Here is a 26,557-nt window from a genome sequence, read left to right on the forward strand (position 1 = left end):
ACGAGAAAACTCCTCACCGCTCATCGATGAGGAGAAAGTTGACTTGCATCAACTTTAGCAAACTGGTTGATATAACGCAACGACCCCCGGATTTCTCCGAGGGTCGTTACAGAAGCCGGTCTACAGGGGGCGATCAGGCGGCGACAACCTCGCTGCGCACGGCGATGCTGCATTCCAGAAGGTCGACAGTGCGCTGAAGCACGGCGACATCGTCGGGGTCGAGCTCTTCGAAGAGGGGCTCGAGAGCCGAACCGAGGCGGTCGCGCCAGTCGGCCAGCGCGCGCTGCCCCTTGGGCGCAACGGCGATCTGCCACGCACGCGCATCGGTGCTGTCTGCGATGCGCTTGATCCACTCGAGCTCGTTGAGATTCGCAACGATCTTAGTCATGGTGGGCTGGCTGACCCGGCTGTGCTTGGCGAGCTCGCCGAGCCGCATCGGGCCGAAAGAGGTGAGCACGCTGAGCGTGCGCCACGTGGCAGGAGACGTGGAATCGCCAGTGGCCTGCGCGGCAAGGCGGGTGAGACGGTGGGTGACCGATACGAGGTCGCCGAGAATTGTGCTGAGTTCGCTGTTCACTTGATTTATTGTATAGCCCAGCTATGGTCTACCGCCCCAGAGCCCGGAATTTCAGGTCGGCGACGCTCTCGACGTCGGGCAGCACGGTCGCCACGCGGGTGAACCCGGCGTCGGCGAGTCGCTCGAGCTGAAGCTTGGCGTTCTTGGCCTTGCGCTCGAGCCGCACCCGAGCACCGGATGCGATCAGCTCGGTCTTCAGCGACTGCATCAGCACCGCAGGTGCCGCGGCGTCATGAAGCACAACGACGGAGTCTGCCGCCTGCTCATCTGGCAGATCGACGAGATCGACGATGCGCTCAAACCCGATCGAGAATCCGACGGCGGGAACATCCGTTCCGAGGAATCGGCCGATCATTCCGTCGTAGCGCCCGCCACCACCGAGCGAGAATGCGAAGTCGGGGTGAGCGATCTCGAAAATAGTGCCCGTGTAATAGCCCATACCCCGAACCAGGAACGGGTCGAATCGAATGCGTCCGGCATCCACCGCGTCACCGATCGACGCGAGCTCGGCGATCACGTCTGAGTCGACGCCCTCGGGCAGCGCACGCGCGATCGCGTCGTGCCCGAACGGGCGCGCGGCGCCATCCTGCGGCCGCAAAAAGAACGACTCGAGGGCATCTGTCGCCTCGGCCAGCTGTGGCGTCTTGCTTCGCAACTCTTCGATGACTCCCGCGGTGCCGATCTTGTCGATCTTGTCGATGACGATGAGAACGAAATCGTGCTGATCTGCCGGAAAACCGAAGAGCTCGAGCATGCCGATGAGCAACCGGCGATCGTTGATGCGCACCGTGGATCCCTGCAGGCCGAGCGCATCCAATGTGGAGAGCGTCGCGGAGATCAACTCGACCTCGGCGAGAGCGGAGGCATCGCCGATGATGTCGATGTCGCACTGCATGAACTGGCGGTAGCGACCCTTCTGCGGACGCTCGGCGCGCCAAACAGGCGCGATCTGAACGCTGCGGAATACGGCCGGAAGCTCCGCCCGGTGAGTGGCGTAGAAGCGCGCGAGCGGAACAGTGAGGTCGAAGCGCAGGCCCAGGTCAGCGAGCGCTTGCGCGTCGTTGCTCTCTGCAGCCGCGTCGAGATCGCTTCTCTCGATGCCCCGCCTCAGCACGCTGAACGACAGCTTCTCGTTGTCTCCACCCAGGCCCGAGTGCAGGCGCTGGATGTCTTCCATCACCGGCGTCTCGATCTCGTCGAACCCGTGCGCCGAGTAACTGCGTCGGATCACGCCAAGCGCGTGCTCCCTCTTGGCCTTCTCGCCGGGGAGGAAATCGCGCATGCCACGGGGAGGGGTTACTGCAGAAGCCATTGTTCGATTCTATTGATCGCGGGCAGAGGTCTCTGCCTCGCGGATCTCGCTCTGCAGATCACGCAGCGTCGACCTGAGGGCGCGCTCCGCGTCGAGACCCCGAGCCTTGGCCGACGCGACGATCGCCAGGAGCAACCCGCCGAGCTCGTCTTCGGTCTGCATGGGGATCGTCTCGATCGCATCCTTGTCGAGCACTCCGACCTTCTGGGCACGCCCGATGACCTTGTCGGCGAGCGCGAGGGCCGGCATGCCCTGAGGGATACCGTCGAGCACGCTCGTGCGCCCGGGCTTCTCGACCGCCTTCAGATCGTCCCAGACAGCGACGACATCGTCGGCCGTATGGGCGACGGCTTCGCCGAACACATGCGGATGCCGGCCGACCATCTTGGCCGTCATGCGCTCGGCTACGACCTCGATATCGAAGTCTTCACCGGGCGTGTGCGCGGCCAGGTCGGCGTGGAACAGCACCTGATAGAGCACGTCACCGAGCTCTTCGATGATGTCGTCGCGCGTTCCGGATTCAAGCGCCTCGACCAGCTCATAGCTCTCTTCGATGAGGTACTGCACCAGCGAGGCATGCGTCTGTTCCGCATCCCAAGGGCACCCGCCGGGGGCGCGAAGCTGCGCGACCACCCGCACGAGTTCGTCGAGCCTCGAGTCTGGAACGTCGGGCTGCTGCGGTGCATGGGAGAAGGGGGAATTGGTCACGGGGGCCTCCGTCACCAACTCTAATCGCGGCATCCACATTGCCAGATTCGATGCCACTGATGAACATCAGCGCGACTTTACCCGCGTAGCGATGAGCATGGTGCTGGTCGCAGCTACAGCAGCAACGATCCATGTGATGGCCTGCATCGCCCAGAACGGACCGTCTGCGAGATCGCGCGCTGGGGTGGTGAGATTCGACTCGGCGAACACGAGCGTGGAGTTCATCAGCGCGTGGGCCCACGCCGCCGGCCACATCGACGACGACATGATGCGAGCCGCCGAGAGCACGAAGCCGATGATGAGCAGATCCACGCTCGTCGCAGCGACGTCGCGGAGCGAGAAGTCACCGCTCGACGCGTAACCGAGGGTGAGCGGGAGATGCCACAGCGCCCAGAGCACCGCTATGAGCGCGCTCGCGCGGACTGCTCCCAGCGGTGCGAGGGTGGTCTGCAGCGCGCCGCGCCAGCCGATCTCCTCGCCCGTGACCGTAAGCAGCCCGAGCAGGGCGAACGGCAGGATGAGCGGAAGCAGAGTCCACGCCTCGGGTGAGGGCTGCCATGCCACCACGCCGATGGCAACACCCAGGCAGGTCGAAACAGCCGGAATGACAAGGAATACTCCGAGCATGACGGCCCAGGTGCCCGCGATGCGCCGCGATGCGAACGGGCGGATTCCGACCCACCTCACGAACGAGGCGCGACGGCGGGCGAGCAGGTGGGCGGCGAGCGCTGAGAGAGCTGGCGCCCAGGAGAGCAGCGGGACCGTCGCGTTGAACGAATCGGCGTCAGCACCTGTCAGCCACAGTGGGGCCATCACCGCAGTCGTGATGGCGGCCAGTACGCCGAGGAACCAGGCGAACGTTCGACGTGCGACGAGATCGAGACCGCCGCCTACCGGGGCCGCGGGTAGCGTCGGGGCAGGGACATGATGATTCACTGTGCTCTCCTCAGTCGCGGTGGCGCGTACCGCCGCCGCCAAGAAGAGCCTCTCGTGCGGCGGCACCGCGCGTATCGCCCCGCAGGACGGTTCTATATCACCCCCGAGGGTGAGCGACGAGCCCGTTCTCGTAGGCGAAGATCACGGCGTGCACGCGGTCGCGTAAGCCGAGCTTCATCAACACGGCGCGCACGTGCGTCTTCACGGTGTCGTAGGCGAGGTGGAGCCGCTCGCCGATCTCGGCGTTCGAACATCCGGTGGCGAGGAGGCCAAGAATCTCTACTTCTCGGGGCGTCAGTGGCGCGAGCACACTGAAGTCCGCCGTCGGCGCCCGTCGGACGTGCTCGATGACGGCAGTGACAATGTGCGGCGCAAGCACTGAACTCCCGTTCGCAACATCGCAGATGGCCGCGATGAGTGCCTCGGGCCGCGTGTCTTTCGTGAGAAAGCCGCTCGCTCCGGCGCGCAGCGCGCCGACGACGAGGTCGTCGGCGTCAAAGGTGGTGAGAACGAGCACGCGAGTAGACGGAGACAGGCGCGCGACCTTCGCGGTGGTCCGGATGCCATCGAGTCTCGGCATTCGAATGTCCATGAGCATGACATCAACCTGGCGCGCACGGAGTGCCCCGATAGCCTCCAGCCCGTCACCTGCCTCGCCTACGACGTCGATGCGGGGGTCGGCACGGAGCACCGTTGCGAGGGATGCACGCAGCAGTTCCTGATCGTCGACGAGCAAGACCCGAACGGGCGCCGTCACTGGGTGGCCCCTGCTGTTGGGCTGATCCGTGCGGGAACCGTGGCGCGCAGGCACCAACCCTCGGTGTTCCGCTCGACATCGAACGCGCCGCCCGCGGCGCTGACACGTTCGGCAAGGGAGATCAAGCCGGATCCCGCGTCCGCGCTCGACCGCCGTCCCGCGCCGCCGTCGTCGCCCACCTCGAGGGTTGCAGCGGTGGCCGACCATGTCAGGCGGACCTTCACAGCCACGGGCGCTTCCAGGTGCCGAAGCGTATTCGTGATGCCCTCCTGCGCGACGCGCACAAGCGCTAGCTCAGCATCTGAGGTGAGCACTCCGCGTGGACCCTTCTCGACAAGGTTCACGACGTGCAGAGGTGTCGACGCCGCCTCGACGAGCGAGGGCAGCGCGTCGAGGGTCGGAACGATGGCTGTACCGGACGGGGCTGCATCGAGTACCCGCAACATCGCACGTAGATCCGCGAGCGCCTCACGGCCCGTGTCTGCGATGTGTCTGATCGCCTGGCGGGTGGCGTCGTCACGGATGCCAATCCGGGCTGCCTCGGCCTGAGCGACCATGAGCGCGAGAGAGTGTCCAATGGCATCGTGAAGGTCGCGGCGGATATTCGCTCGCTCGGCGAGACGGGCAGCAGCCAGACGAACCCCCTCATCAGCCTCGGATTCTTCGCGGCGGACCCTGGTATGCCGGGCCGCCAGCCAGACGCCGACGACGATCACGAGCAGCACCGCCGCCTCCAGCAGTTGCAAGCCTGCGGCGGTGGCATCGGCAAGCCGTGTGATGGCAAGGCTCTCCGCCAATACGACACCGATGACGCCCGTGGCGAGCGCGAGGCGGGGTCTTGGTGGCGCGGCCGTGGTTGTCACCCTCCACGATACGAGCAGGAAACATCCTGCAGACGGCAGCAGAACGCCGGTCGACCACCCGGGCATCGGTACGACCGCGAGGACGACCATCGCGCTCGAGGCGACCGCGAACGCTCGGATCCCGCGGCGCCCCGCGATATGGAGGGCGAGGTGAAGCGTCACTGCGGCGAGCACGACGCCGCCGACGACGACCGTCGACGATCCGGCCTGCATCATCGCAACGACCACAAGCGCGCTCGCCAGCCCGAGGACGGGCTGGCAGACCTGGGCCACTCGGCGCCACGCATCCCACCGACCCATCATGAGTCAATCGTGCCACCGTCCGATAGGCGCCGCCTCGCCCTGCAGGGTGAGCGCCGCGCGTCGCCGCGACTGCTGTGCAAACTACTCGGCGGGCGCAACTACCGAAGCGGGGAACAGCGCCGTGAGCACTCCCTTTGTCCAATCGATGAGAGCGGCGTCTTCGAGAACGGCGCCATCGACGACGGGCAGCGGAATAGAGACGGCCCCCGCCTGGGCGAAGTACTTGGCGTCGGGGTACATGCGACGCATGCGCACCTGGATGGAGTCCGGCAGATCGGCGGGCGCCAGGCGAAGATTCGAGCCCATGGTCACGACCTCGCCGAGGCCCGACTTCTGAGCCTGGCGGCGCAGACGCGATACGGCGACGAGGTTCGCCACCTGGGCCGGCGGCTCGCCGTAGCGGTCGGTCAACTCCTCGATGACCAGATCGATCTGCTCGTCGTTCGACGTGGGTGAGCTCGCCGTGGAGAGCTTCTGGTAGGCCTCGAGGCGAAGCCGCTCGCTGTCGACGTAGTCATCGGGAATGTGCGCATCCACCGGCAACTCGAGCCTGAGCTCGGTCTGCCCCTCGGCGACGTCTCCACGGAACGTCGACACGGCCTCGCCGATCATGCGCAGGTAGAGGTCGAAGCCGACGCCGGCGATGTGCCCGGACTGCTCGCCGCCAAGGAGATTTCCGGCACCTCTGATCTCGAGGTCTTTGAGAGCGACCTGGATGCCCGAGCCGAGCTCGTTGTTGGCTGCCAGAGTGGTGAGTCGGTCGTTCGCGAGATCGGTGAGCGGCTTGTGCTCGTCGTAGAGCAGATAGGCATAGGCGCGTTCGCGGCCTCGGCCCACCCGCCCTCGCAACTGATGCAGCTGGCTGAGGCCGTACTTGTCGGCCCGGTCGACGATGAGGGTGTTGGCGTTCGCGATGTCGAGCCCCGTCTCGATGATCGTGGTCGACACGAGCACGTCGAACTTGCGCTCCCAGAAATCGACGATCACCTGTTCGAGCTGGTGCTCACCGAGCTGGCCGTGGGCCACCCCGACGCGCGCCTCGGGCACCAGTTCAGCCAGCTGCGCGGCCACCTTGTTGATGCTCGAGACCCGGTTGTGCACGAAGAAGACCTGGCCCTCGCGCAGCAGTTCTCGCCGAATCGCCGCGCCCACCTGTTTGTCGGAGTACGGACCGACGAAGGTGAGGATCGGGTGCCGGTCTTCGGGCGGGGTCGCCAGCGTCGACATCTCGCGGATGCCGGTGACGGCCATCTCGAGCGTTCGGGGAATGGGGGTGGCGCTCATCGAGAGGATGTCGACGTTCGTCTTGAGCTTCTTCAGCGCATCTTTGTGCTCGACGCCGAAGCGCTGCTCTTCGTCGATGATCATGAGGCCCAGGTCTTTGAACCCGATGTTCTCGGACAGCAGGCGGTGCGTAGCGATGACCACGTCGACCGTGCCGTCTTTCATGCCGGCAATCGTCTCCTTCGACTCCTTTTCTGTCTGGAATCTGCTCAGAGGGCGAAGGTGCACGGGGAACCCGGCGAAACGCTCCTGGAACGTCTCGAGGTGCTGACGCACCAGAAGTGTTGTCGGAACGAGCACGGCGACCTGCTTGCCGTCTTGCACCGCCTTGAATGCCGCGCGCACCGCGACCTCGGTCTTTCCGAAGCCGACGTCGCCCGAGAGGAGTCTGTCCATCGGAATGGGCCGCTCCATGTCGGCCTTCACTTCGTCGATCACGGTGAGCTGGTCGGGCGTCTCGGCGAACGGGAAGGCCTCTTCGAGCTCGCGTTGCCAGGGTGTGTCGGGACCGAACGCGTGCCCCTTCGACGCCATGCGCGCCGAGTAGAGCTTCACCAGCTCGACCGCGATGTCGCGCACGGCCTTGCGGGCCTTGCCCTTTGCTGCTGACCAGTCACTGCCGCCCATCTTCGACAGCCCAGGCGCCTCGCCGCCGACGTAGCGCGACAGCAGATCGAGCTGATCGGTGGGCACGTAGAGCTTGTCGCCGGGATAGCCGCGCTTCGAGGGCGCGTACTCGATGACGAGATACTCGCGTGTGGTCTTGATGGGGTTGCGGCCGCCCGACTTGACCTCGCGCTGAGTGAGCTCGATGAATTTGCCGATGCCGTGGGTGGTGTGAACGACGTAGTCGCCCTGCTTCAGCTGCAGCGGGTCGACGACATTGCGTCGCCGCGAGGCGAGCTTCTTGACCTGGCGGGAGTCATAGCCGACGGTTCGACCGTAGAATTCGGACTCCGCGATGAGCGCGAGTTTGATCTCAGGCAATTGGAAGCCGTGGTCGACCGTGGCCTTGAGGAGATAGGCGATGCCGGGCTCCGCATCGGCCGGGAAGAGCTCGACGACGCGAGCCGCGATCTCGTTCTCGGCCAGAACATCGGCGGCCCGCTCGACGAGCCCCGCGCCCTGGGCGACGACGGCGACAGTCCAGCCGTCGGCGACGAGACCGCGCACGTGCTCGATGGCGCCGTCGACGTTGCCCTGAAAGCTCGGCACCGGATCGGCCTCGATGCGCACCGTGAGGTGTTCTTCGATGTCGCGATGCTCCGGCAGTACTTCGATGAGGCCGTCGGCAGATCCCGGGGCGGACTGGAACGTCGAAAGAGTCCACCACGCGCGGTCGGTTCCAGCCGCAGCACGCAGCTCGTTGAGAGTGATGAACTCTCCGCTGGTCAGGTCGATCGGCGCTTCGGCTCCGGCGGTCGCGGCAGTCCACGCCGCCGCGAGGAACTCCCGGTTCGTCTCGGCCAGGCTCACTGCACGACTGGCGACCTTCTCCGGCGAGAGCACGGCGATGGCCGACCCCTTCGGCAGATAGTGCGCAACGGTGACAAGCCTGTCGAGGAGGGCCGGCGCAAGAGACTCCATGCCCTCGACCGGGATTCCCTCGGCGATCTTGGCGAGCAGCGCGGCGATGCTCGGAAACTCGTGCTGCATCTCTCTGGCGCGCTGGCGCACCGCGTCGGAGAGGAGGAGTTCGCGGCTGGGCGGAAGGTCGACCGCGGCGACCGGGGTGTCGAGGGACCGTTGGTCGGCCACGGAGAAGGCCCGGATGGATTCGACCTCGTCTCCGAAGAAGTCGACCCGGTAGGGGTGCTCGGCAATGGGCGGAAAAACATCGAGAATGCCGCCTCTCACCGCATACTCGCCCCGGCGAGTGACCATGTCGACGCGCGAGTAGGCAAGATTCACCAGGTCGAGCGACAGCCGGGAGAGATCGTATCCACGCCCGCCCGTGACCAGGTGGATGGGTTCGAGGTCGGCGAGGTTGTCGGCAAGGGGCTGGAGCGCAGCGCGCACCGAGGCTACGACAACGATCGGCTTCTCACCGCTCCAGGTAGAGAGCCGGCGCAGCGCGTCGATTCTCTTTCCGACGATCTCAGCGCTCGGGCTGAGACGTTCGTGCGGCAGCGTCTCCCACGCGGGGAACTCGACGATCTCGGCCTCGGGGGCCATAGAGGCGAGGGTTCCCCTGAGCATCTCGGACTCGCGCCCGGTGGCAGTGACCACGAGCAGTGCCTGAGGTAGACCATTCGCCCCGCGCTGGTCGAGCAGGCCCGCGAGCAGTGGCGCGCGAAGCCCTTCTGTCAGGGAGAAATCGACATCGCGCGCCGCATAGGCGAGGGCGTTATCGAACGTGGAGGCGCGCGAAAGCGCGTGAGTCAAGCCCTGGAGGATCACCGTCCAAGCTTACGCGGGCCCGCCGACAGGCACCCCTGGCGCCGGTAGAGTTCCTAGCGACCCACTCCGCCCGAACCGTTCCGAGGATCCCCGTGTCTCACGTTCCCCCCATCGAACCATCCGAGCCGGCTCGCGACGAGCGCCCGCGGCCCCGCTTTGGCGAGTATTCGCCGCCGTCGCAGACGCCCCCTGTCGAGGCCTCTCAGCCTCAACCCTTCGCTGCATCGACGTTCACACCGTCGTCAGCCGTCTTCCACAACGCTCCCGCCGAACCACGAAGACGCTTGGAGTCGTGGCCTTCATCGTGTCACTCGTGGTGCTCGTGTTCGCCCTCGTGCTCTCGGTCGTTGCCGGGCTCGCGTTCGCGCCCCTCTTCGGCCAGGCCGTCACTGACGGAGGCACGATCGATCAGACGGCGATCTCTGAAGACGACCCCGGCGTAGCGGCATTCGGCATGCTGGCCTCTGCATACTTCATCGGCGGAACGCTGCTCGGCCTCTGGGCGCTCGCGCAGGGCATCGTCGCCACCGTCACCAAGCGCGGTCGGGCATTCGGAATAGTCGCCATGGCCCTGGCCGTGGCAACGCCCGTGATCTCGTTCGTCGTCTTTTACGCCGTGACCTTCGCCTCGGCGCCGGAGATCTTCAGCAAGATCGGTTGACGTTGAGAGCGCGATGCATCAGGCGGGTGAGTGGAACTGCTGCTGGGCGGCCGTGAGACCGTCGTCGGCGATCTTCTCGACCGCGTCTGCGGCATCCACCAGAAGATTCGGCAGGGCCTGGCGCTCGGTGCCGGAGAAGTCGCGCAGCACGAAGTCGGCCGCATCCATACGACCGGGCGGGCGGCCGACTCCTACCCGCACGCGAATGAAATCGGGCGTTCCGGCCGCGCTGATGATGTCACGGATGCCGTTGTGGCCCCCGGGGCCGCCCCCTGACTTCAGCCGAACGGTGTCGAAGGGGATGTCGAGTTCGTCGTGCACCACGATCAGATGAGACGGCTCGAGGCTGTAGAAGTTGAGAAGCTGCGACACCGGGCCGCCCGAATTGTTCATGAACGAATTGGGCTTGGCCAGAATCAGCTTCGGCCCTCCCGGGCGCAGGAAACCCTCAGCAACCGTGGAGTTCGTCTTGTGTTTGCCGAACTTCGCACCGATTCGTGCGGCCAGTTCGGCGAGGACCATCTGGCCCACATTGTGCCTGTTGCCAGCGTAGCCGGGCCCGGGATTCCCGAGCCCGGCTACGAGCCAGACGTTGTCAGACAGTGAACTACTCAGCCGTCTCGGGCGATCCCGTGGCCTCGTCGCCCGAGCTCAGCGAGTCGCCGAGGTCGGCCTCTTCCGGAACGGTGACGTTGATGACGAGCAGCTCCGGGTCGCTGACCAGCGTGGCGCCCTCGGGCAGAACGACATCCTTGGCAAGGATCTGGGTGCCCTCGACGGCGCCCTCGATGTCGACGATGATGCGCTCCGGGATGCTGATGGCCAGCACCTCTACGAGCAGCGTGTTCTCGTCGAGCGACGCCAGCGTGCCGGCAAACGACTCGCCTTCGACGTGGATCGGAACCTCGACCTGAACCTTCTCGCCCTTACGCAGGACGATGAGGTCGATGTGCTCGATGATCTGCAGAACCGGGTCCTTCTGCACGTCCTTCACAAGGGCGGCCTGAGCGGTGCCTTCGATGTCGAGGTCGAGCACGGCGTTCGCCTTGCGCAGGATCAGCGCGACCTGGTGACCGGGAAGCGTGATGTGCACGGGCTCGGTTCCGTGGCCGTAGAGAACGGCGGGGATCTTGCCGACGGCGCGGATCTTGCGGGCAGCGCCCTTGCCGAACGAGGTACGAACCTCGGCTACAACGTTGTTGTCGTTCTGGGCTTCTTTTTTGTCAGCCATGAGAGTGCTCCTTGGCGAGCCGCGAGGCCCGCATCGTTAGTGTCAATGATTCAACTCGACCGCGTATTGCGAGAGGAAAGACCCAGTTCTTGCGTGCCTCATCCACCGCGTCGATAACGGATGCTTTTCGAGCGCCTTGACTGCGCGCCGAACGGCATCCCTCGCCGAAGTTCAGTGGCCAGTGTACACGGCAGGTCAGCGCGCCGCTCGTCGCGCCCTGGCAGAAGATGCGGCCGCTCCGATCATGGCCACACCGAGGACGGCCGCGAATCCGATCGCAACGAGGGTGGATGCTCCGATCGCGACGTCAGTGGACACCTGACCCAACGATCGAGATATGCCGATCAGCACCACGGGAAGGAGCCCCGCCACACCGACGAGAAGGATGAGCGTGCCGATGATCATCGAACCGACCGAGCTCCACGCCGACGTGAGAACAACGCCGCCCAGGACGACGGATCCTGCCAGGAGAATGAGCAGTGAGCCCACGTCGATCGACTGACTGCCGCCGTACGATCCGGCCGCACGCTGCAGTGCGGTCGATCCGACGCTGACCAGCGCGAGGCCGCCCGCGGTCGCCACGACGGCCACGATGATGGAGACGAGTGCCCGCGCTCCGCGGGAGCGAGCTGCACCCGAGCGTGCGGCGATCACACGCGCAAGCGCGGACGCCAGGAGTACGACGCCGACGACGAGCAGGAGGCCGGACTGGGCCCAGAGACCGAGCGTGGCGGGCGCCGCGCGCCCGAACCCTGGCACGAACTGCGACACCCAGCTAGCAACACCAGGGTCGATCACGAATGCCGCGCCGGTCACTGTGACGATGATTCCGCCGATCAGCTGTCCGGCTGCGGAGAGCAACCCTGACAGCACCACAACGACGAACAGCACCAGGCCGGCGAGGGCAAGAAGAATCGCACCGAGATCGGATTCGGTGCGAGCCTGCACCAAAGTCTGCGAGTAGGAGCGCCCTCCTCCAGAGATCACGAAGAACAGGGCCGGCACCGTGATGATCAGTCCGATCAGAGAACTGACCACTCTGGCGACGACTGAGCCTCCCCCGGATCTAGATCCCCGGGCGGGTGGCTCTTGGAAGTCGGATGCGGAGAAGATTCGCTGAGACATGCAGCGATCCTGTCAGCCCGTGACCGCTACCGCCACCCGCCTGGCTCGAGTACTCGCGTAGAGCACCCCGCCCACGACGAACACTCCGGCGATCAGTTCGACGATATCGATGACCTCTCCGAACGCCAACCACGACGCGAGCACACCCACCACGGGCACGAGCATCGAGAACGGTGCGACCACGCTCGAGGGATTGCGCTTCAGGAGTCCGCCCCAGATTCCGTAGCCCACGAGCGTTGCGATGAGCACAACGTAGAGGAGCCCGAACAGCGACGGCAGCGCGTCGAGTGTGAACATCGTGCCGAGGCTGTCACCGATGCGTTGCGGCCCCTCGACCAGGAGCGCGAGCGCGAGCATCGGCACCGGCGGCACCACCGACATCCAGAGCGTGAGACGGAACGGATTCGGTGCCTCGGCCTTGCGCGTCGAGACGTTCCCGATCGCCCAGCCGAGCGCGCCACAGAGGGTCAGGATGACGGGCAGCAGCGCGGCCACCTGGGCCCTGTGCACCGCGATCGCCGCGAGCCCGAGCACGGCGACGGCGATGCCGATCGCCTGTCGCTGCGTGATCCGCTCACGCAGCCAGATTCCCGCAATCAACACGGTGAACGGGGCGGATGCCTGCAGCACGAGTGATGCGAGTCCGCTCGGCATCCCGGCGGCCATACCCGCGTAGAGGAAGGCGAACTGGAGCAGGCCGATGCCGAATCCGACACCGAGCAGCCAGCGTAGCTTGACGGCCGGGCGTGGCACGAAGAGCACCGTCGGAACGGCGATCAACGCGAATCGCAATGCCACGAGGAAGAAGGGCGGGAAGTGCTCGAGGGCCAGCGCGGTGGCGGGAAAGTTCACTCCCCAGCACACGGCGACAAGCACGGCGAGGAGTCGATCGCGAGGGGACATGTGCCCATCGTGGACGAATCATCACTGAAGGGCAATTGCACCCGATCGCATCGACTTTGTAGTCTGCCTTCATGGATATTAATCAGCTCGCCCTGTTGCGCGAGCTTGCCGAACGAGGCAGCGTCACCGAGGTGGCCTATGCCCTGGGCAAAACGCCGAGCGCCGTGTCGCAGCAGTTGCGCACTCTGCAGCGACAGATGGGCACCGTCCTGGTCGAACGAGTCGGTCGCGGGGTGCGTCTCACCGACGCCGGGCACGCCCTGGCCGAGAGCTCGGTGCGGGTGGCGACAGCCATCGCCGAGGCCGAGGCGACCTGGAGCGCCTTCCAGGGCGGCGCATCCGGAACCGTGCGCATGGCGATCTTCTACTCGGCCGCAGAACTCCTGGTGCCCGGGCTTCTCACCCGCATGCGCGCGCACCCAGGCATCGCGATGGAGATCTCGGACCGCGACGTCTCTCAAGACGACTTCGCCGCGCTCACGAGCGACTTCGACGTCGTGGTCGCTCATCGCTCTGACGATGTGCTGCCACCGGACCGCGAGCGCCTCACTGTCGTGCCCCTCTTGAGAGAGCCTCTCGACGTGGCCCTGCCACTCGATCATCCGCTTGCCTCCCGGCCGCGCGTCTCCCCCGCCGATGTGATCGGCGAGGACTGGATCGGGGTTCCGGTCGACTTTCCCCTCGACCGCGTTCTGCAGGCGATGTCGGCTCAGGCCGGGGTTGCCGCCAAAGTAGTGCACCGCACAACGCATCTGCCTCTCACCGAGAAACTGGTCGCGGCAGGTCACGGCGTCGCCCTGCTGCCTCGCCACACCTCACTCGAACGGGCATCCGGGCGCTACGTGCTTCGGCCGCTCACCGATCTTCGGGCCGGCCGGCGCATCGAGGTTCTCATGCGCCCCGACCGGGCGGCCAGGCGCGCCGTGAGTCTCGTTCTCGACGAGCTGCTGGCGGAGGCAGGGCTCGCGAACGCGGAGGAATGATCAGGAGAACCCGACAGTGTCGACCAGTTCCTCGTCATCGACAAAAGATAACAACCTTCACTCCAGTGGTGCCGGTGACGGAGCCACCCCGTTGGCTACGCTGTAAGCGACAGACCAACACCTAGGAGACCAGACAGTGTCAGACACTTCAAGTTCGACGGCCACCGCCAACATCGGCGTGGTCGGACTCGCCGTGATGGGGTCCAACCTCGCCCGCAACCTCGCCAGCCGCGAGGGCAACACGGTCGCCGTGTACAACCGCTCCCCCGAGCGCACCGACCTCCTCACCTCGGAACACCCCGAGGCCGAGTTCGTGGCGTCGAAGACGATCGAGGAGTTCGTGGCCTCACTGCAGAAGCCGCGCACCGCGATCATCATGGTGCAGGCCGGTAAGGGCACCGACGCCGTGATCAGCCAGCTCTCCGACCTCTTCGAAGAGGGCGACATCATCGTCGATGGCGGCAACGCACTCTTCACCGACACCATCCGGCGCGAGAAGGCGGCGCGCGAGCGCGGCCTCAACTTCGTCGGCGCCGGAATCTCCGGCGGCGAGGAGGGCGCCCTCAACGGGCCGAGCATCATGCCCGGCGGCTCCGCCGAGGCCTACGAGACCCTCGGCCCGATCCTGGCGTCTATCGCGGCCGTCGCCGAGGGCGAGCCGTGCGTGACCCACGTCGGAACCGACGGTGCGGGCCACTTCGTCAAGATGATCCACAACGGCATCGAGTACGCCGACATGCAGCTCATCGCCGAGGCCTACGACCTGATCCGCCGCGGAACGGGCTACACCCCCGCCCAGATCGCCGACGTCTTCGCCGAGTGGAACAAGGGAGAGCTCGAGAGCTACCTCATCGAGATCACCGCCGAGGTGCTGCGCCAGGTCGACGCCGAGACCGGCCGCCCGCTCGTCGACGTGATCCTCGACCAGGCCGGCTCGAAGGGAACCGGCGTGTGGACCGTTCAGACCGCGCTCGACCTCGGCATTCCTGTGTCGGGCATCGCCGAAGCCGTCTTCGCCCGGGCTCTCTCGTCCAAGCCCGCGCAGCGTGCCGCATCCAGCAGCCTGCCCGGCCCGAGCGAGACCGTGGCTGTCGACGACCCGGCCGCCTTCATCGAAGATGTGCGTAAGGCGCTCTACGCGTCGAAGATCATCGCCTACTCGCAGGGCTTCGACGCCATCGTCGCCGGCGCCGAGCATTACGGCTGGGACATCAAGAAGGGCGAGATCGCCAAGATCTGGCGAGGCGGCTGCATCATCCGTGCCCGCTTCCTCAACCGCATCACCGAGGCGTACGCCGAGAACCCGGGCCTCGTCGCCCTGGTCACCGCGCCGTACTTCACCGAGGCGATCGCCGGCACGCAGGATGCCTGGCGCCGGGTCGTCGTGAGCGCCGTGCAGGCCGGAATCCCGACCCCCGCGTTCTCGTCGTCGCTCGCCTACTACGACGGCCTGCGCGCAGACCGCCTGCCGGCGTCGATCGTTCAGGGACAGCGCGACTTCTTCGGCGCACACACCTACAAGCGCGTCGACAAGGAGGGCACGTTCCACACCCTCTGGTCGGGCGACCGCACCGAGATCGAGTCCGAGGGCTCGTCGCACTAGCGCACACGAAAAACGCCCGGGCCTGCTGTGCGGCAGGCCCGGGGCGTTTTTCGTTTCTAGAGAACCTTCGAAAGGAACGCCTTCGTGCGGTCCTGCTGCGGGTTCGTGAGCACCTCGCGAGGCTCGCCCCGTTCGACCACGACGCCGCCGTCCATAAAGACCAGCGAATCGGCCACTTCGCGTGCGAACCCCATCTCGTGGGTCACGACGATCATGGTCATGCCGTCTTTCGCGAGCTGCTTCATCACGTCGAGCACCTCGCCGACCAGCTCGGGGTCGAGCGCCGATGTGGGCTCGTCGAAGAGCATTAGCTTCGGATCCATGGCCAGGGCCCGGGCGATCGCCACCCGCTGCTGCTGCCCACCCGAGAGCGACGCCGGGTAGGCCTTCGCCTTCTCCGCCAGTCCGACCCGGGCGAGCAGCTCGAGGGCGCGCGCAGACGCCGCAGCGCGACTCTGTCGCTTGACCTGCAGCGGCGCCTCCATGATGTTCTCGAGCACGGTCAGGTGGGGAAACAGATTGAAGCGCTGGAACACCATGCCGATGTCCTTGCGCTGCGCCGCTGCCTCCTTGGGCTTCAACTCGTAGATCTTGTCGCCGCGCTGACGGTAGCCGATCAGTTCGCCGTCGACAGTGAGCCGGCCGCCGTCGACCTTTTCGAGGTGGTTGATGCAGCGCAGGAACGTGGACTTGCCCGAGCCGGACGGCCCGATGACGCACACGACCTCGCCGCGATTCACTGTCAGCGAGATGTCTCTCAAGACGGTGTGCGACCCGAACGACTTCACGATGCGGTCGGCGATCACCATGGGGGTGGATGCGATGGGTTCGGTCACGAGGATCGGCCTTCCGTCGGGGTGCCCGGTTGCGCGGTGATCGGAGCCGTCGGCGTCGCGCCGACGAGAGGGGTGGGATTCTCCTCGCCCGGCCCCACGTCGACGAACCGCGATCCGCGTGCGAAGCGTCGCTCGAGAAAGTACTGTCCGATCATCAACAAAGACGTGAAGAACAGGTACCAGATCGAGGCCACGATGAGCAGTGGAATGGGATTGAATGTCTCGGCCGAGATGTCACGGGAGCGCGTGTAGAGGTCGGTCGACAACGGCACTGCGGTGACGAGCGAGGTCGTCTTCAGCATCGAGATCACCTCGTTACCGGTGGGCGGAATGATCACTCGCATCGACTGCGGAATGACGATGCGACGCATGGTCTGCGACCACGACATGCCGAGCGCTGTCGACGCCTCGCTCTGCCCGGGGTCGACGGAGAGCATTCCTGCTCGCACGATCTCCGCCATGTATGCAGCCTCGTTGAGCGCGAGGCCGATCACGGCGAGCCAGAACACGCTGATGGCGTCCTGCGTCGTCCAGCTGAACAGCGTCTCCGAGGTGAACGGAACACCGACCGAGATCGTCTTGTAGATCGTGGCGAGCAGGCCCCAGAACACGAGTTGCACATACACCGGCGTGCCGCGGAAGAGCCAGAGATAGGCCCAGGCCACCGACTTCAGCACCGGGTTGGGAGAGAGCCTCATCACGGCGAGAAGGGTGCCGAGCACGATCGCGCCCACCATGGCCAGCACGGTCAGCTCGAGAGTGACCAGCGCGGCCTGCGAGATGCGCATGTCGAACAGGTACTTGCCGACGGCCGGCCAGTCGTACGCCGGTCGGAAGAACGCCGCGTCAACGACGAACAGCACAACGATGAGGATCACGACAACGGCGAAGATGTTGCGCCCCGGGTGCCGGAGCGGGATCGCGACGATCCGCTCCGGCTGGTCGGTGGTGGAAGTGGACACGAGGGCTACTCCGTGGCGCCGTTGATGTCGATCTTGTCGATCGCGCCCTGCTCGACGCCCCACTTGCTGAGGATGTCCTTGTAGGTTCCGTCATCCATCAACGACTGCAGTGCAGCCTGAAGCGCCTCGCCGAGCCCGGAGTCCTTCGCAATCGGCATGCCGTAGAGGAAGACCGAGTAGACGTCGCCGGCGGTCTCGAGCTTGCCGCCCGACTGCGCGACCGCGTACTGCGTCACGGGAGAGTCTGCCGACATGGCGTCGGCTCGACCCAGGGTGACGGCCGCGGTGGCGTCGTCCTGGGTGTCGTAGCCGAGCAGAGAGATCGGCTCCTTGCCCGCCGCGACGCACGCAGCACTCTTGGCAGGGCCGTCGTCCAGCTGCTCGGTCGTGCCGTTCTGTACGGCCAGCTTGATGCCGCAGGCCGATTCGGGGTCGACGGTCTTGCCCGCCGGCGCGGCCCACTGGATACCGGCCGTGTAGTAGTCGATCATGTCGACCTGCTGCTGGCGTTCCTTCGTGTCGAAGAACGACGACAGCCCCATGTCGTACTTGCCGCCGGTGATCGACGGAATGATGTTGTCGAACTTCGCGATCTGGTAGTCGGTCGTCAGGCCGAGCTTGGCCGCCATGGCGTCGGCGAGCTCGATCTCCCACCCCGTGGGGTTTCCGTCGGCGTCCTTGAATTCGTTCGGCGCATAGGTCGCGTCCGTGCCGATGACGAGCTTGCCGGCCGATGCCACGTCTTTGGGAAGCAGCTTCGCGGCCGCGTCGTCCTTCGCGACGGCGGGCGCCGTTCCGCTGGATGCCGGAGTCGTGGGCGCGTTGTTGACGCAGCCCGTGAGCAGCAGGGCCGCACTGGCCAGCAGCGCGATAGGGACGAGTCTGATCGATTTCATTGGAGCCTCATTCGGTGTTGATTTCGGTGATGGTGCGGGTGATGACGGGTCTAGAAAACCTGGCGGCCCCGCACCCAGGTCTCGCGGGTGCGGGTCTCGGAGATGAGTTCGGCGGGCGAGGCGAAGGGGTCACGGTCGACGACAACCAGGTCAGCGTCGAATCCCTCGGCTACGCGTCCGCCGACGTCGTGGCCATTGATGCGCGCTGACCCCGACGTGTACGACGCGAGTGCCTGCTCGAGGGTGAGCGCCTGGGCGGGATAGAAGGCCTGGGGCGTGTAGTCGGCGTCGTCGGGCGGAAGCGTGCGGTTGACCGCGACGTGCAGGGCTGCCCAGGGATCGGGCGTCGTCACGGGCCAGTCGCTGCCGGATGCGAGGTGTGCACCCGCATCCGCCAGATCGGCGAACGGATACTGCCACGCCGCACGCTCGTCTCCGAGCACCGGCAGATTGAGCTCGACCATCTGCGGCTCGAAGCTCGCCCACAGCGTCTGCAGGTTCGCGGTGATGTCGAACTCGGCGAAGCGAGGGATGTCATGCGGATGAACCACCTGCACGTGGGCGATGTGGTGCCGGTTGACGCTCGGCCCGTTGCGCCTGCGCGCCTCGGCGAACGCATCCAGAGCCTCACGCACGGCGCGATCGCCAATAGCGTGGAAGTGAACCTGGAAGGCGAGCGCGTCGAGTGCAGCGACATAGTCGCCGAGCACAGCAGGGTCGACGAACGACAGCCCCGACCCGAGCCCGTCTGCGCCGCATCGGCATCCGGCCGGCACGACATACGGGTCGATCATGGCTGCCGTCTGGTTCTCGGGAATGCCGTCCTGCATGATCTTGATGCTTGACGCCGTGAAACGTTCGTGCGCGAGCTGATCGCGTCGCGCGACGAGCTCGGCAATCTGTTCGGCGCCTCTGTTGCGATCCCACCAGAGCGCCGCCACGACGCGGGCGGTGAGGTCTCCGTTCTTCGCGGCGCGCAGGTACACGTCGCCGGTGTCGCTGTGGTTGCCGTAGTCGCCCACGATGGCGTCCTGCCAGCCGGTGACACCGACCGAGTGCAGGTAGTGCTGGGCCGTCAGAAGAGCCGAATAGTTGTCCTCGTCCGTGTCCTCGGGCACAAAACGGGAGACGAGGAGCCTGGCACCCTCCTGCAATACGCCGCTCGGAGATCCGTCGGCGTGCCGCTCGATGCGGCCGTCCGCCGGATCGGGCGTGTTCCTGTCGATTGCGGCGAGCTCGAGCGCCCGGGTCGACACCCAGGCGGCGTGGTGATCGCGGCTCGCAAGGAACACCGGTCGTGCGCCCACTACGGTGTCGAGGTCGGATGCCTGCGGCACGTCCCCGGGGAACGCCGCGAGCTGCCATCCCCCGCCCAGAATCCAGGGCAGGTCGGGATTGGCCTCGGCGTAGGAGCGGATGATGGAGAGATATTCGTCTCGCGTCGACGCCGGCGACAGATCACAGCGCATCCGTTCGAGTCCACCCTCGATGGGGTGGACGTGGGCGTCGGTGAAGCCCGGCAGAAGGAGGCCTCCTTCGAGATCAACCGTTCGGGTGCCAGCGCCGATCAGGGCGTCGATATCTGACGCCACTCCGACAATGCTGTTACCCGAGACGGCCACTCGTGTCGATGCGGGAAGCAACCGCCTGCCGTCGAACACCGAGCCGTTCTCGAAGACAATGTCTGCCTGTGCTGTCACTTGTGGAGCCCTCCGATATCCAGAGCATAACTCACTCATAGCGACGGAATCAGTGCCGTAATGAAGTGTTTACAACCTGTATCCGCAGGCTGCGCAACCGAGTGAGAGACTAGACGACACATGTCCTCCTACTCAGACGAACCAGAGCTCTCCGGCTACGTTCCACACGGCGAACGGCCTCTGCGTAGCGTGCGCATGCGCCGCGCGATGCGCATCGTCGTGATCGTCGGACTCATCTGCCTCGTGCTGCCCGGAATTCTCACGACGGCGAGCTTCAGCCATGCCACAGCGGAGCGCGCGTGCGCGATCATCGCCCCGTACCAAGACCCCTCGACGCAGGGATCGTCGGCTCACTTCGAGTTATTCGGAAAGGGCGGCCTCGGCTGGCAGTGCTACACGGTCGGCGCGTACGGCGGCGACCGCAACGTCGCACCGCTCGGCCTGTTTCCCTCGATTCCCACCCGGCCTGAGCCAGGGCAGCCGACCTAGCCCAGCCGCGTGACGACCTCGTGAGCGGAGGGGTTGGTCGCGCTTGTACCGTCGGGGAAGATCACCGTCGGAACCGTCTGATTTCCGCCGTTCAGCGACGCCACCAACTCGGCGGTTCCGTCGACCTCTTCGATATTGACCTCGGTATAGCCGATGCCCTGCTTGTCGAGCTGGCTTTTGAGCCGTGAGCAGTAGCCGCACCAGGTCGTGGAGAACATGGTGATGGTGCCGGCTTCGGGAATGTAGTCCATGCCTACGAGCCTACGCTCGAAAAACGATCAGGCATCCCCGTCGAACATGCTCGTCACAGAGCCGTCTTCGAAGACCTCGTGGATGGCGCGCGCGATCAGCGGAGCGATCGGCAGGATCGTGAGCTTGTCGAATCGCTTCTCGACCGGCAGCGGAAGAGTGTCTGTGACCACGACGGAGTCGATGAAGTCGGACTGCAGGATCTCGGTGGCCGGGTCGGAGAACACAGCGTGGGTCGCCGCGACGACGACGCTCAAAGCACCCGCCTTCTTCAGCGCTTCAGATGCAGCCACAATGGTTCGACCGGTATCGATCAGGTCATCGACGAGCAGGCAGACCCGGCCGCTGACGTCACCCACGATCTCGTGCACGGAGACCTGGTTGGGAACGAGCGGGTCGCGACGCTTGTGGATGATCGCCAGTGGCACTCCGAGCTTGTCGCTCCAGATGTCGGCGACACGCACGCGACCCATGTCGGGCGACACCACGGTGAGCATCGAGGGGTCGAGCTCGGTGCGCATGTGGGCGAGAAGCACGGGCATTGCGAAAAGATGGTCGACGGGCCCGTCGAAGAATCCTTGGATCTGCGCGGCGTGCAGATCGACCGACATGATGCGGTCGGCGCCGGCTGCCTTGAAGAGATCGGCGACAAGGCGGGCCGAGATCGGCTCGCGCCCGCGGCCCTTCTTGTCTTGGCGCGCGTAGGGATAGAACGGAGCGACGACGGTGATGCGCTTGGCCGACGCGCGCTTCAGTGCATCGACCATGATGAGCTGCTCCATGAGCCACTCATTGATCGGCGCCGTGTGCGACTGGATGACGAAGACGTCCGCACCGCGCACGCTGTCGTCGTAGCGCACGTAGAGCTCACCGTTGGCGAATGTACGCGCATCGGTGGGGAGCAGGTCGGTTCCGAGCGCCGCAGCGACGTCGATGGCCAGCTGCGGGTGTGCACGACCGGATGCAACCAGAAGGCGCTTCTCCCCGGTGGAGGTGATGTCCGACAAATTAGTCTCCACTCTGTTCTGATGCACTCTTCGGTTCTGATGCACTCTGGTCGGCAGCGATCGCCGCGGCGGTTCCCGGTCGATTGGTGGCGACCCACCCCTCGAGGTTGCGCTGCGGAGCAACGTTGATGGCCAAGGCTCCGGCGGGCACGTCCTTGCGAACGACCGTTCCGGCACCCGTGTAGGCTCCGTCGCCAATTCTAACGGGGGCGACGAACACGTTGTGCGATCCCGTGCGCACATGCGAACCGACGATCGTCTTGTTCTTGTTGACACCGTCATAGTTGGCCGTGATGGTTCCGGCGCCGACATTGGATGCAACCCCGACCGTGGTGTCGCCTATGTACGAGAGGTGCGGAACCTTGCTGCCGGCACCGATCGTGGAGTTCTTCGTCTCGACGAACGTGCCGATCTTGCCGCCGGCCTCGAGGATCGAGTTCGGGCGCAGATAAGCGAAGGGGCCGACGCTGGCACCGGCACCGATGACCGACAGGGTCGCATCCGTTCGTTTGACCACGGCACCCTCGCCGATTTCACAGTCGACGAGCGTCGTATCGGGGCCGATGACGGCGCCGGTCGCGATCACCGTAGCCCCACGGATCTGCGAGCCGGGGAGGATCTCGACGTCGTTGGCGATGGTCGCCTTGAGATCGATCCAGGTGGTGGCCGGGTCTTGCACCGTGACGCCCGCGAGCTGCCATCCGCGCACGATAAGTGCGTTGAGTTTGGCCGCCGCGACGCTCAGCTGGGCGCGGTCGTTGATTCCCTCGACCAGCCAGGGTTCCGAGACCGGAACCGCTGCGACCTCAGAACCTGCCGCTCGAAGCAGACCCACCACGTCGGTGAGGTATTTCTCTCCCTGGGAGTTCTGCGTGTCGAGCGAGGCGAGCGTGTCGCGCAGCTCGGAGAGCCCGAACAGGTAGACGCCCGCGTTGATCTCGGCGATCGCGAGTTCGGACTCCGATGCATCGCGGTGCTCGACGATGCGCTCGAGGCGGCCGTCGCCGTCGCGCACGATGCGTCCGTAGCCGGTGGCGTCGTCGAGAAAGGCGGAGAGAAGGGTGGCCGAGGATGCGCCTGCCCGGTGCGATTCGATCAGCGCGGTGAGTGTGGCCGCATCGAGCAGGGGCACGTCGCCGTTGACGACGAGCACCTCGCCGGTGAAGTCGGAAGGCAGCGCCGCGACGGCCTGCTCGACCGCGCGGCCGGTTCCCGGAATCTCGTCTTGATCGACGATCATGCCTCCGGGCAGCTGCTCGTCGATGACCTCGGCGAGCTGGTCGCGTTCGTGACGTACGACGGCGACCGTGTACGCGGCATCCATCTCACGCGCCGTCGCGAGCACGTGGCTCACGATCGGGATGCCCGCGAGCGTGTGCAGCAGCTTGGGAGTGGCGGACTTCATTCGCGTGCCCTGGCCTGCCGCCAGGATCACGATGGCCAGGTGGGAATCGGTCAATGCTCTGCTCCGGTTTCTGGCTGCGGCACGGCGTCCATCGTCGACCGCGGTGCGGTTTGCGTCGCCTCAACGATACCGGCAGCGGGCTCGCCGATGCTGCACGCGAGCGGTGCACCTGCAGCCTGCGCACGGCATACTTGCGCTATGACGCGAGGATGGGGGCCATTGGCCATGACGCTCGGCGTGCTACTTCTGGCCGGATGCTCGGCAGACGCGGGCACACCTACGCCGAGCCCGTCGGCGAGCGGGTCGCAAGACGGCGCGGCCACTGACAACACCCGGCCCGTGCTCGCCCCCGGCACCACCGCCGCGACCGGCGCTTTCGTCGACACCGGCGCCGTCACGGGTGCCGTCACGGGCTCGGTCGCCCTACGGGTGAACGACACGGGAGTCTTCGAACTCGTCGTCAACGATCTCGTCGTGAGCGACGGCACCGCCGTGCAGTTCACCCTCACGGCCGATGCGCTACAGCCCGATGAACAGTGCCTCGATTCCGATTGGCGATTCGGTCTCGGGCAGGCGGATGCGGGCCACGATCCCGCCGCCGAACTGGTCTTCCCGATCGGCGGCAGCGACGGCATCGGCCAGGGCGACCTCTCGTTCATCCGAGAAGTGGTCGTGACCCGCGCTGCCGCCGGCGGAGCCCCAGACAAGGCCTGCCCCATTCCGATCGTCTCGCATGCCCCGCTGGCATGGAATACCCCCGACATGCGACCGGGGCTCGACGTGGTCGATGAGGGACCGGCGACCGGAGCCATGGGCGTCGTGACTCTCGACGGCGGCGATCCGCTCTCGTACACCGTCGCCCAGGGAGACACCCTCGCGGCCGTGGCTGAACGCTTCGGCATCGCTCTCGACGACCTCTTCTACCTCAATCCGAGGCGGTCGCCGAACCCCGAGGACGCGCACGCATTCACGGGCGAGGTACTCAACCTGTCGCGCTCTAACCGCTGACGTCGGCCGGCATTCACCCGGTGCTCGGACGCTCCGGGGGCGGGCGGGGCGCGCGAAAGCCCGGAGCGTGCCCGTGCGAGCATTCCGAAAGGGCTCCGGGGCGATCTCGATGTGCGATGCTCGTTCCTCGCGCCGCTGCTCGATCGGCGCGCATTCCTGAGTTGGTCGTGTGGGTCGCCCTTCGACAGGCTCAGGGGGGGCCGCTTGCGGTCGTATCGAGACCCCGGGTGTCGTGGTGGTTAGAAGGGGCAGTCGGCGAGGTCCTCCTCCATTGTCGTCGCGGCTACGGCTGCTGCTGCCTTCATGAGGGCTTGGGGTGCGGCTTGCATGCGTCCTTCGGGCCGGATCGTGTAGACGTGTCCGGCGGGTGAGGTCGCTGTGAGGGTGTCGTCTCCGTTCTGAACGAACTCCCACCTGGTGTGGTGCTTCACCCGGTGGTGACCCGCGCTCAGGGGTGCCAGGTTTTCTGGGATGGTGTCTCCGCCGTAGGCGTGGTCTTCGGTGTGGTCCATGTCTGCCTGCTCCGCGGGGACCGTGCAGCCCGGGAACACGCATTCCGGGTGCACCAGCCTGGCATGGTCGATCATCGCTGCCGTGGGGCGGTAGTCCCTGGGGTCGGTGTTGAGGATGCGTCCCGTGATGGGGTCGGTGAGGATGCGCCGCCACGATGTGGCGTCGGCGGTGAGTTGGGCGGCGGTGGCGGGGTCGATGGGGCCGTAGCCGCGGAGGATCGCCGCCTCTTCACCCACACCCAGCAACGTCATCGCGGGAACCATGACGTGCACCCTGCCGCGAATACCCCGGGTGGCGCCGGGGATGGATGGTTCCCCGTTGAGGAGCAGGTCGGTGAGGACGTCGACCTTGAGGTGTCCCATGCTCCGCGGGTCACCTGCAGTCTTGAGTCCGGCGGCGAGGCGGACGGCGCGGTCTGCGATGGCGTGGATCTCCGGTGCCGGGGCGAACAGGGTGAGGGAGGCCATGCCATCCGCTGCCGGATCGACATAGATGCGCCGCGTCGCGGCAGCTTTCTCTGCTCGTTCCACGGCAGTGGATGGTTGGGCGAGCTCGACCTCTTGACGGGCCTTCTTCTCCAGTTGTCGAGGATTCACCTCAACAGCCAGGGAAGCGAGCCTCGTGTCGTACGTAGCCAGGGCGTCACCCTCGAGGCCTTCGGCATGCTTCACGATGACCTCGGCGTGCTCCCACGACAGTCGCCCCGAGGAAACCGCGGCCAGAGTCGCGGGAAGCCGGTCGACGAGGGCGGTGCTGGTATCGACCAAGGTGGCGGTGCGGTGTTCGGTGCGGCGAGTCAGGAGCGCGAGTTCGGTGACGAGCTCGATCCTCTCGACCCGGGCCGATGACCACACGGGCCCGGCGGTGGACATGTCGACCGGGGCTTGCCGGTGGAGGCGGCGGGCAGCCTCGGTGACGCGTCTGGCCCTGACCGCAGACAGGCGGGCTATCTGCGTGTCAAGGGCGGCGACCTGATCGAGTGCGACCGTGTACGGGTCAGGCTCGAGGAGCGGGATGGTGTTTGACATACGAGAAGTCAAACAGTGACCACCGACATTGACTCCGAGTTAGCATTCAATACTTGATCAGGCAAAACGGCTGTGGATAAGTGGGGGAACTATGGCACTGTGGAGGAGTGGATGTGGCCTCGTCGGCGAGCCCCTCGACAGGCTCAGGGAACGAGGGAACGGGGTCTCGATACGCGGTGCTCGTTCCTCGCGACCGCTACTCGATCGGCGCAGTCTCGCGACCGCCACTCGACCAGCGCGGGTGGCGCCGGGCAACTCGCGTCAGCAGCCGCCGCCGATCTGCTCGGAGTCGAGAGGCCAGCGAATATCGAGCACATCGCCAGGCTGCACCTCGAGGTAGTCCGAGCAACGGAAGTTCACCCTGACCACGTCATCGACCTGCAGGTTGAACCGTGACGCGATGGCCAGCACCTGATCTTGGTTGGCCACCGTGTACGTGTACTCGTAGTCGCTGACAGGCACCGCAGTGCCCGTGGCGAACGGCTGCGATCCCGAGTCGCTGACCAAGGGCGTCGTAGCTGTGTTGCCGCCGTCGGTCTGCCCGCCCATGGCGTTCGGTGGAACCGGCGGCGCCGGCGGCTCCGGTGAGGGCGCAGGTTCCGGCTCGGCGACAGGAGTCGGCGTGGGAGTCGGCGCAGGCGTCGGCGTCACCGTGACGGCGGGAGCGCTCTGAGTGACCGTAACGGTCGGCGCAGGAGCCGGTGCGGGAACGCAGGCCGTGAGGCCCAGCACCACCGTGAGAGAAAGAAGAGCGAATCGCGGTCGGCGCGAGGCGTGGGTCATGAGTTCATTCTGCACGCCGCTGTGCCGATCGTCAC

At 66.0% G+C, this 26,557-nt stretch carries 25 protein-coding genes; 5 read left to right on the top strand and 20 right to left on the bottom strand.

The genetic code is table 11. From position 1 onward, the window contains the following. Window positions 1-133 precede the first annotated feature (133 nt). The 7 genes from TZ00_RS02935 to mfd form a co-directional block, all read right to left on the bottom strand. Window positions 134-577 carry a MarR family winged helix-turn-helix transcriptional regulator gene (locus TZ00_RS02935; protein ID WP_044439063.1) on the bottom strand — a complete coding sequence of 148 codons (444 nt, stop codon included), beginning with the start codon at window positions 575-577 and terminating at the stop codon, window positions 134-136. A 28-nt stretch (window positions 578-605) separates the two neighbouring features. Then, window positions 606-1,889, bottom strand: a complete 1,284-nt coding sequence (gene hisS, locus TZ00_RS02940) for a histidine--tRNA ligase (protein ID WP_044439065.1) — start codon at window positions 1,887-1,889, stop codon at window positions 606-608. Between the two features lie 9 nt (window positions 1,890-1,898). Continuing rightward, on the bottom strand, window positions 1,899-2,597 hold the full coding sequence (locus TZ00_RS02945) for a nucleoside triphosphate pyrophosphohydrolase (RefSeq protein ID WP_044439369.1): 699 nt from the start codon (window positions 2,595-2,597) through the stop codon (window positions 1,899-1,901). Window positions 2,598-2,663: 66 nt separating this feature from the next. Continuing rightward, window positions 2,664-3,533, bottom strand: a complete 870-nt coding sequence (locus TZ00_RS02950) for a CPBP family intramembrane glutamic endopeptidase (RefSeq protein WP_139368830.1) — start codon at window positions 3,531-3,533, stop codon at window positions 2,664-2,666. Window positions 3,534-3,630: 97 nt separating this feature from the next. Continuing rightward, window positions 3,631-4,290, bottom strand: a complete 660-nt coding sequence (locus TZ00_RS02955; RefSeq protein WP_044439067.1) for a response regulator — start codon at window positions 4,288-4,290, stop codon at window positions 3,631-3,633. Further along, window positions 4,287-5,456 (bottom strand): sensor histidine kinase, encoded by a 1,170-nt coding sequence (locus TZ00_RS20285; RefSeq protein ID WP_052521226.1) that lies wholly within the window; start codon window positions 5,454-5,456, stop codon window positions 4,287-4,289. The genes TZ00_RS02955 and TZ00_RS20285 overlap by 4 nt, the downstream gene beginning before the upstream one ends. Window positions 5,457-5,537: 81 nt before the next feature. Continuing rightward, on the bottom strand, window positions 5,538-9,140 hold the full coding sequence (gene mfd / locus TZ00_RS02965; protein WP_044439068.1) for a transcription-repair coupling factor: 3,603 nt from the start codon (window positions 9,138-9,140) through the stop codon (window positions 5,538-5,540). Between the two features lie 292 nt (window positions 9,141-9,432). On the opposite strand from mfd, the gene TZ00_RS02970 reads away from it, so the two are divergent. Continuing rightward, the gene (locus tag TZ00_RS02970) at window positions 9,433-9,801 is read left to right on the top strand and encodes a hypothetical protein (RefSeq protein WP_044439069.1); all 369 of its coding nucleotides are present in this window, start codon (window positions 9,433-9,435) and stop codon (window positions 9,799-9,801) included. Between the two features lie 18 nt (window positions 9,802-9,819). On the opposite strand, the gene pth is transcribed toward TZ00_RS02970, so the two are convergent. From pth to TZ00_RS02990, 4 genes are all read right to left on the bottom strand, one after another. Further along, window positions 9,820-10,404 (bottom strand): aminoacyl-tRNA hydrolase, encoded by a 585-nt coding sequence (gene pth, locus TZ00_RS02975; protein ID WP_078715508.1) that lies wholly within the window; start codon window positions 10,402-10,404, stop codon window positions 9,820-9,822. 4 nt (window positions 10,405-10,408) lie between these two features. Further along, complete coding sequence (locus TZ00_RS02980; protein ID WP_044439071.1) at window positions 10,409-11,032, bottom strand: 50S ribosomal protein L25/general stress protein Ctc; 624 nt, start codon at window positions 11,030-11,032, stop codon at window positions 10,409-10,411. 195 nt (window positions 11,033-11,227) lie between these two features. Further along, window positions 11,228-12,157: a hypothetical protein gene (locus tag TZ00_RS02985; RefSeq protein WP_152631063.1), complete on the bottom strand. Its 930-nt coding sequence runs from the start codon at window positions 12,155-12,157 to the stop codon at window positions 11,228-11,230. A gap of 12 nt (window positions 12,158-12,169) precedes the next feature. After that, window positions 12,170-13,060 carry an EamA family transporter gene (locus TZ00_RS02990; protein ID WP_044439074.1) on the bottom strand — a complete coding sequence of 297 codons (891 nt, stop codon included), beginning with the start codon at window positions 13,058-13,060 and terminating at the stop codon, window positions 12,170-12,172. 71 nt (window positions 13,061-13,131) lie between these two features. Between TZ00_RS02990 and TZ00_RS02995 the strand changes: the two genes are divergently transcribed. Together TZ00_RS02995 and gndA are read left to right on the top strand one after the other, a co-directional pair. Then, window positions 13,132-14,043 carry a LysR family transcriptional regulator gene (locus TZ00_RS02995; protein ID WP_044439076.1) on the top strand — a complete coding sequence of 304 codons (912 nt, stop codon included), beginning with the start codon at window positions 13,132-13,134 and terminating at the stop codon, window positions 14,041-14,043. Between the two features lie 136 nt (window positions 14,044-14,179). Further along, the gene (gene gndA / locus TZ00_RS03000; protein WP_084605873.1) at window positions 14,180-15,646 is read left to right on the top strand and encodes an NADP-dependent phosphogluconate dehydrogenase; all 1,467 of its coding nucleotides are present in this window, start codon (window positions 14,180-14,182) and stop codon (window positions 15,644-15,646) included. 56 nt (window positions 15,647-15,702) lie between these two features. On the opposite strand, the gene TZ00_RS03005 is transcribed toward gndA, so the two are convergent. From TZ00_RS03005 to TZ00_RS03020, 4 genes are read right to left on the bottom strand one after another with little or no spacing between them, the layout of a single operon-like run. Next, window positions 15,703-16,455 (bottom strand): amino acid ABC transporter ATP-binding protein, encoded by a 753-nt coding sequence (locus tag TZ00_RS03005; protein ID WP_152631075.1) that lies wholly within the window; start codon window positions 16,453-16,455, stop codon window positions 15,703-15,705. A gap of 23 nt (window positions 16,456-16,478) precedes the next feature. Next, on the bottom strand, window positions 16,479-17,444 hold the full coding sequence (locus TZ00_RS03010; RefSeq protein WP_084605874.1) for an amino acid ABC transporter permease: 966 nt from the start codon (window positions 17,442-17,444) through the stop codon (window positions 16,479-16,481). A 5-nt stretch (window positions 17,445-17,449) separates the two neighbouring features. Further along, window positions 17,450-18,340 (bottom strand): ABC transporter substrate-binding protein, encoded by an 891-nt coding sequence (locus TZ00_RS03015; RefSeq protein ID WP_044439078.1) that lies wholly within the window; start codon window positions 18,338-18,340, stop codon window positions 17,450-17,452. Between the two features lie 50 nt (window positions 18,341-18,390). Beyond that, complete coding sequence (locus tag TZ00_RS03020; RefSeq protein WP_202965812.1) at window positions 18,391-20,040, bottom strand: amidohydrolase; 1,650 nt, start codon at window positions 20,038-20,040, stop codon at window positions 18,391-18,393. A gap of 120 nt (window positions 20,041-20,160) precedes the next feature. Here TZ00_RS03020 and TZ00_RS03025 point away from each other — a divergent pair, with 120 nt between their 5' ends. After that, a complete protein-coding gene (locus TZ00_RS03025) occupies window positions 20,161-20,529 on the top strand; it encodes a hypothetical protein (protein ID WP_044439082.1) in 369 nt (122 codons plus the stop codon). Here TZ00_RS03025 and TZ00_RS03030 read toward each other — a convergent pair. Genes TZ00_RS03030 through glmU form a run of 3 tightly spaced genes read right to left on the bottom strand, consistent with a single transcriptional unit; the run spans window position 20,526 to window position 23,244 of the window. Further along, window positions 20,526-20,780 (bottom strand): mycoredoxin, encoded by a 255-nt coding sequence (locus TZ00_RS03030; protein ID WP_044439084.1) that lies wholly within the window; start codon window positions 20,778-20,780, stop codon window positions 20,526-20,528. The genes TZ00_RS03025 and TZ00_RS03030 overlap by 4 nt on opposite strands. A gap of 27 nt (window positions 20,781-20,807) precedes the next feature. After that, on the bottom strand, window positions 20,808-21,785 hold the full coding sequence (locus tag TZ00_RS03035; protein ID WP_044439086.1) for a ribose-phosphate diphosphokinase: 978 nt from the start codon (window positions 21,783-21,785) through the stop codon (window positions 20,808-20,810). 1 nt (window position 21,786) lies between these two features. Then, window positions 21,787-23,244, bottom strand: a complete 1,458-nt coding sequence (gene glmU / locus TZ00_RS03040) for a bifunctional UDP-N-acetylglucosamine diphosphorylase/glucosamine-1-phosphate N-acetyltransferase GlmU (RefSeq protein WP_044439087.1) — start codon at window positions 23,242-23,244, stop codon at window positions 21,787-21,789. Window positions 23,245-23,388: 144 nt separating this feature from the next. Here glmU and TZ00_RS03045 point away from each other — a divergent pair, with 144 nt between their 5' ends. Continuing rightward, a complete protein-coding gene (locus TZ00_RS03045) occupies window positions 23,389-24,198 on the top strand; it encodes a LysM peptidoglycan-binding domain-containing protein (protein ID WP_044439088.1) in 810 nt (269 codons plus the stop codon). Between the two features lie 239 nt (window positions 24,199-24,437). Here TZ00_RS03045 and TZ00_RS03050 read toward each other — a convergent pair whose 3' ends face one another. Further along, the gene (locus TZ00_RS03050) at window positions 24,438-25,739 is read right to left on the bottom strand and encodes an HNH endonuclease signature motif containing protein (protein WP_052521228.1); all 1,302 of its coding nucleotides are present in this window, start codon (window positions 25,737-25,739) and stop codon (window positions 24,438-24,440) included. Between the two features lie 261 nt (window positions 25,740-26,000). Then, window positions 26,001-26,522, bottom strand: a complete 522-nt coding sequence (locus TZ00_RS03055; protein ID WP_139368812.1) for a hypothetical protein — start codon at window positions 26,520-26,522, stop codon at window positions 26,001-26,003. Window positions 26,523-26,557 lie beyond the last annotated feature (35 nt).

The sequence above is a fragment of the Agreia bicolorata genome, from assembly GCF_000938265.1.
Lineage (GTDB): Bacteria > Actinomycetota > Actinomycetes > Actinomycetales > Microbacteriaceae > Agreia > Agreia bicolorata.

Excerpts from the sequence above, each read along its gene's own strand:
- hisS (WP_044439065.1), bottom strand. The coding sequence starts at position 1,889 with ATGGCTTCTGCAGTAACCCCTCCCCGTGGCATGCGCGATTTCCTCCCC.
- TZ00_RS20285 (WP_052521226.1), bottom strand. The coding sequence starts at position 5,456 with ATGATGGGTCGGTGGGATGCGTGGCGCCGAGTGGCCCAGGTCTGCCAG.
- TZ00_RS02980 (WP_044439071.1), bottom strand. The coding sequence starts at position 11,032 with ATGGCTGACAAAAAAGAAGCCCAGAACGACAACAACGTTGTAGCCGAG.
- TZ00_RS02985 (WP_152631063.1), bottom strand. The coding sequence starts at position 12,157 with ATGTCTCAGCGAATCTTCTCCGCATCCGACTTCCAAGAGCCACCCGCC.
- TZ00_RS02990 (WP_044439074.1), bottom strand. The coding sequence starts at position 13,060 with ATGTCCCCTCGCGATCGACTCCTCGCCGTGCTTGTCGCCGTGTGCTGG.
- TZ00_RS02995 (WP_044439076.1), top strand. The coding sequence starts at position 13,132 with ATGGATATTAATCAGCTCGCCCTGTTGCGCGAGCTTGCCGAACGAGGC.
- TZ00_RS03005 (WP_152631075.1), bottom strand. The coding sequence starts at position 16,455 with ATGGTGATCGCCGACCGCATCGTGAAGTCGTTCGGGTCGCACACCGTC.
- TZ00_RS03015 (WP_044439078.1), bottom strand. The coding sequence starts at position 18,340 with ATGAAATCGATCAGACTCGTCCCTATCGCGCTGCTGGCCAGTGCGGCC.
- TZ00_RS03025 (WP_044439082.1), top strand. The coding sequence starts at position 20,161 with ATGTCCTCCTACTCAGACGAACCAGAGCTCTCCGGCTACGTTCCACAC.
- TZ00_RS03030 (WP_044439084.1), bottom strand. The coding sequence starts at position 20,780 with ATGGACTACATTCCCGAAGCCGGCACCATCACCATGTTCTCCACGACC.
- TZ00_RS03045 (WP_044439088.1), top strand. The coding sequence starts at position 23,389 with ATGACGCGAGGATGGGGGCCATTGGCCATGACGCTCGGCGTGCTACTT.
- TZ00_RS03050 (WP_052521228.1), bottom strand. The coding sequence starts at position 25,739 with ATGTCAAACACCATCCCGCTCCTCGAGCCTGACCCGTACACGGTCGCA.
- TZ00_RS03055 (WP_139368812.1), bottom strand. The coding sequence starts at position 26,522 with ATGACCCACGCCTCGCGCCGACCGCGATTCGCTCTTCTTTCTCTCACG.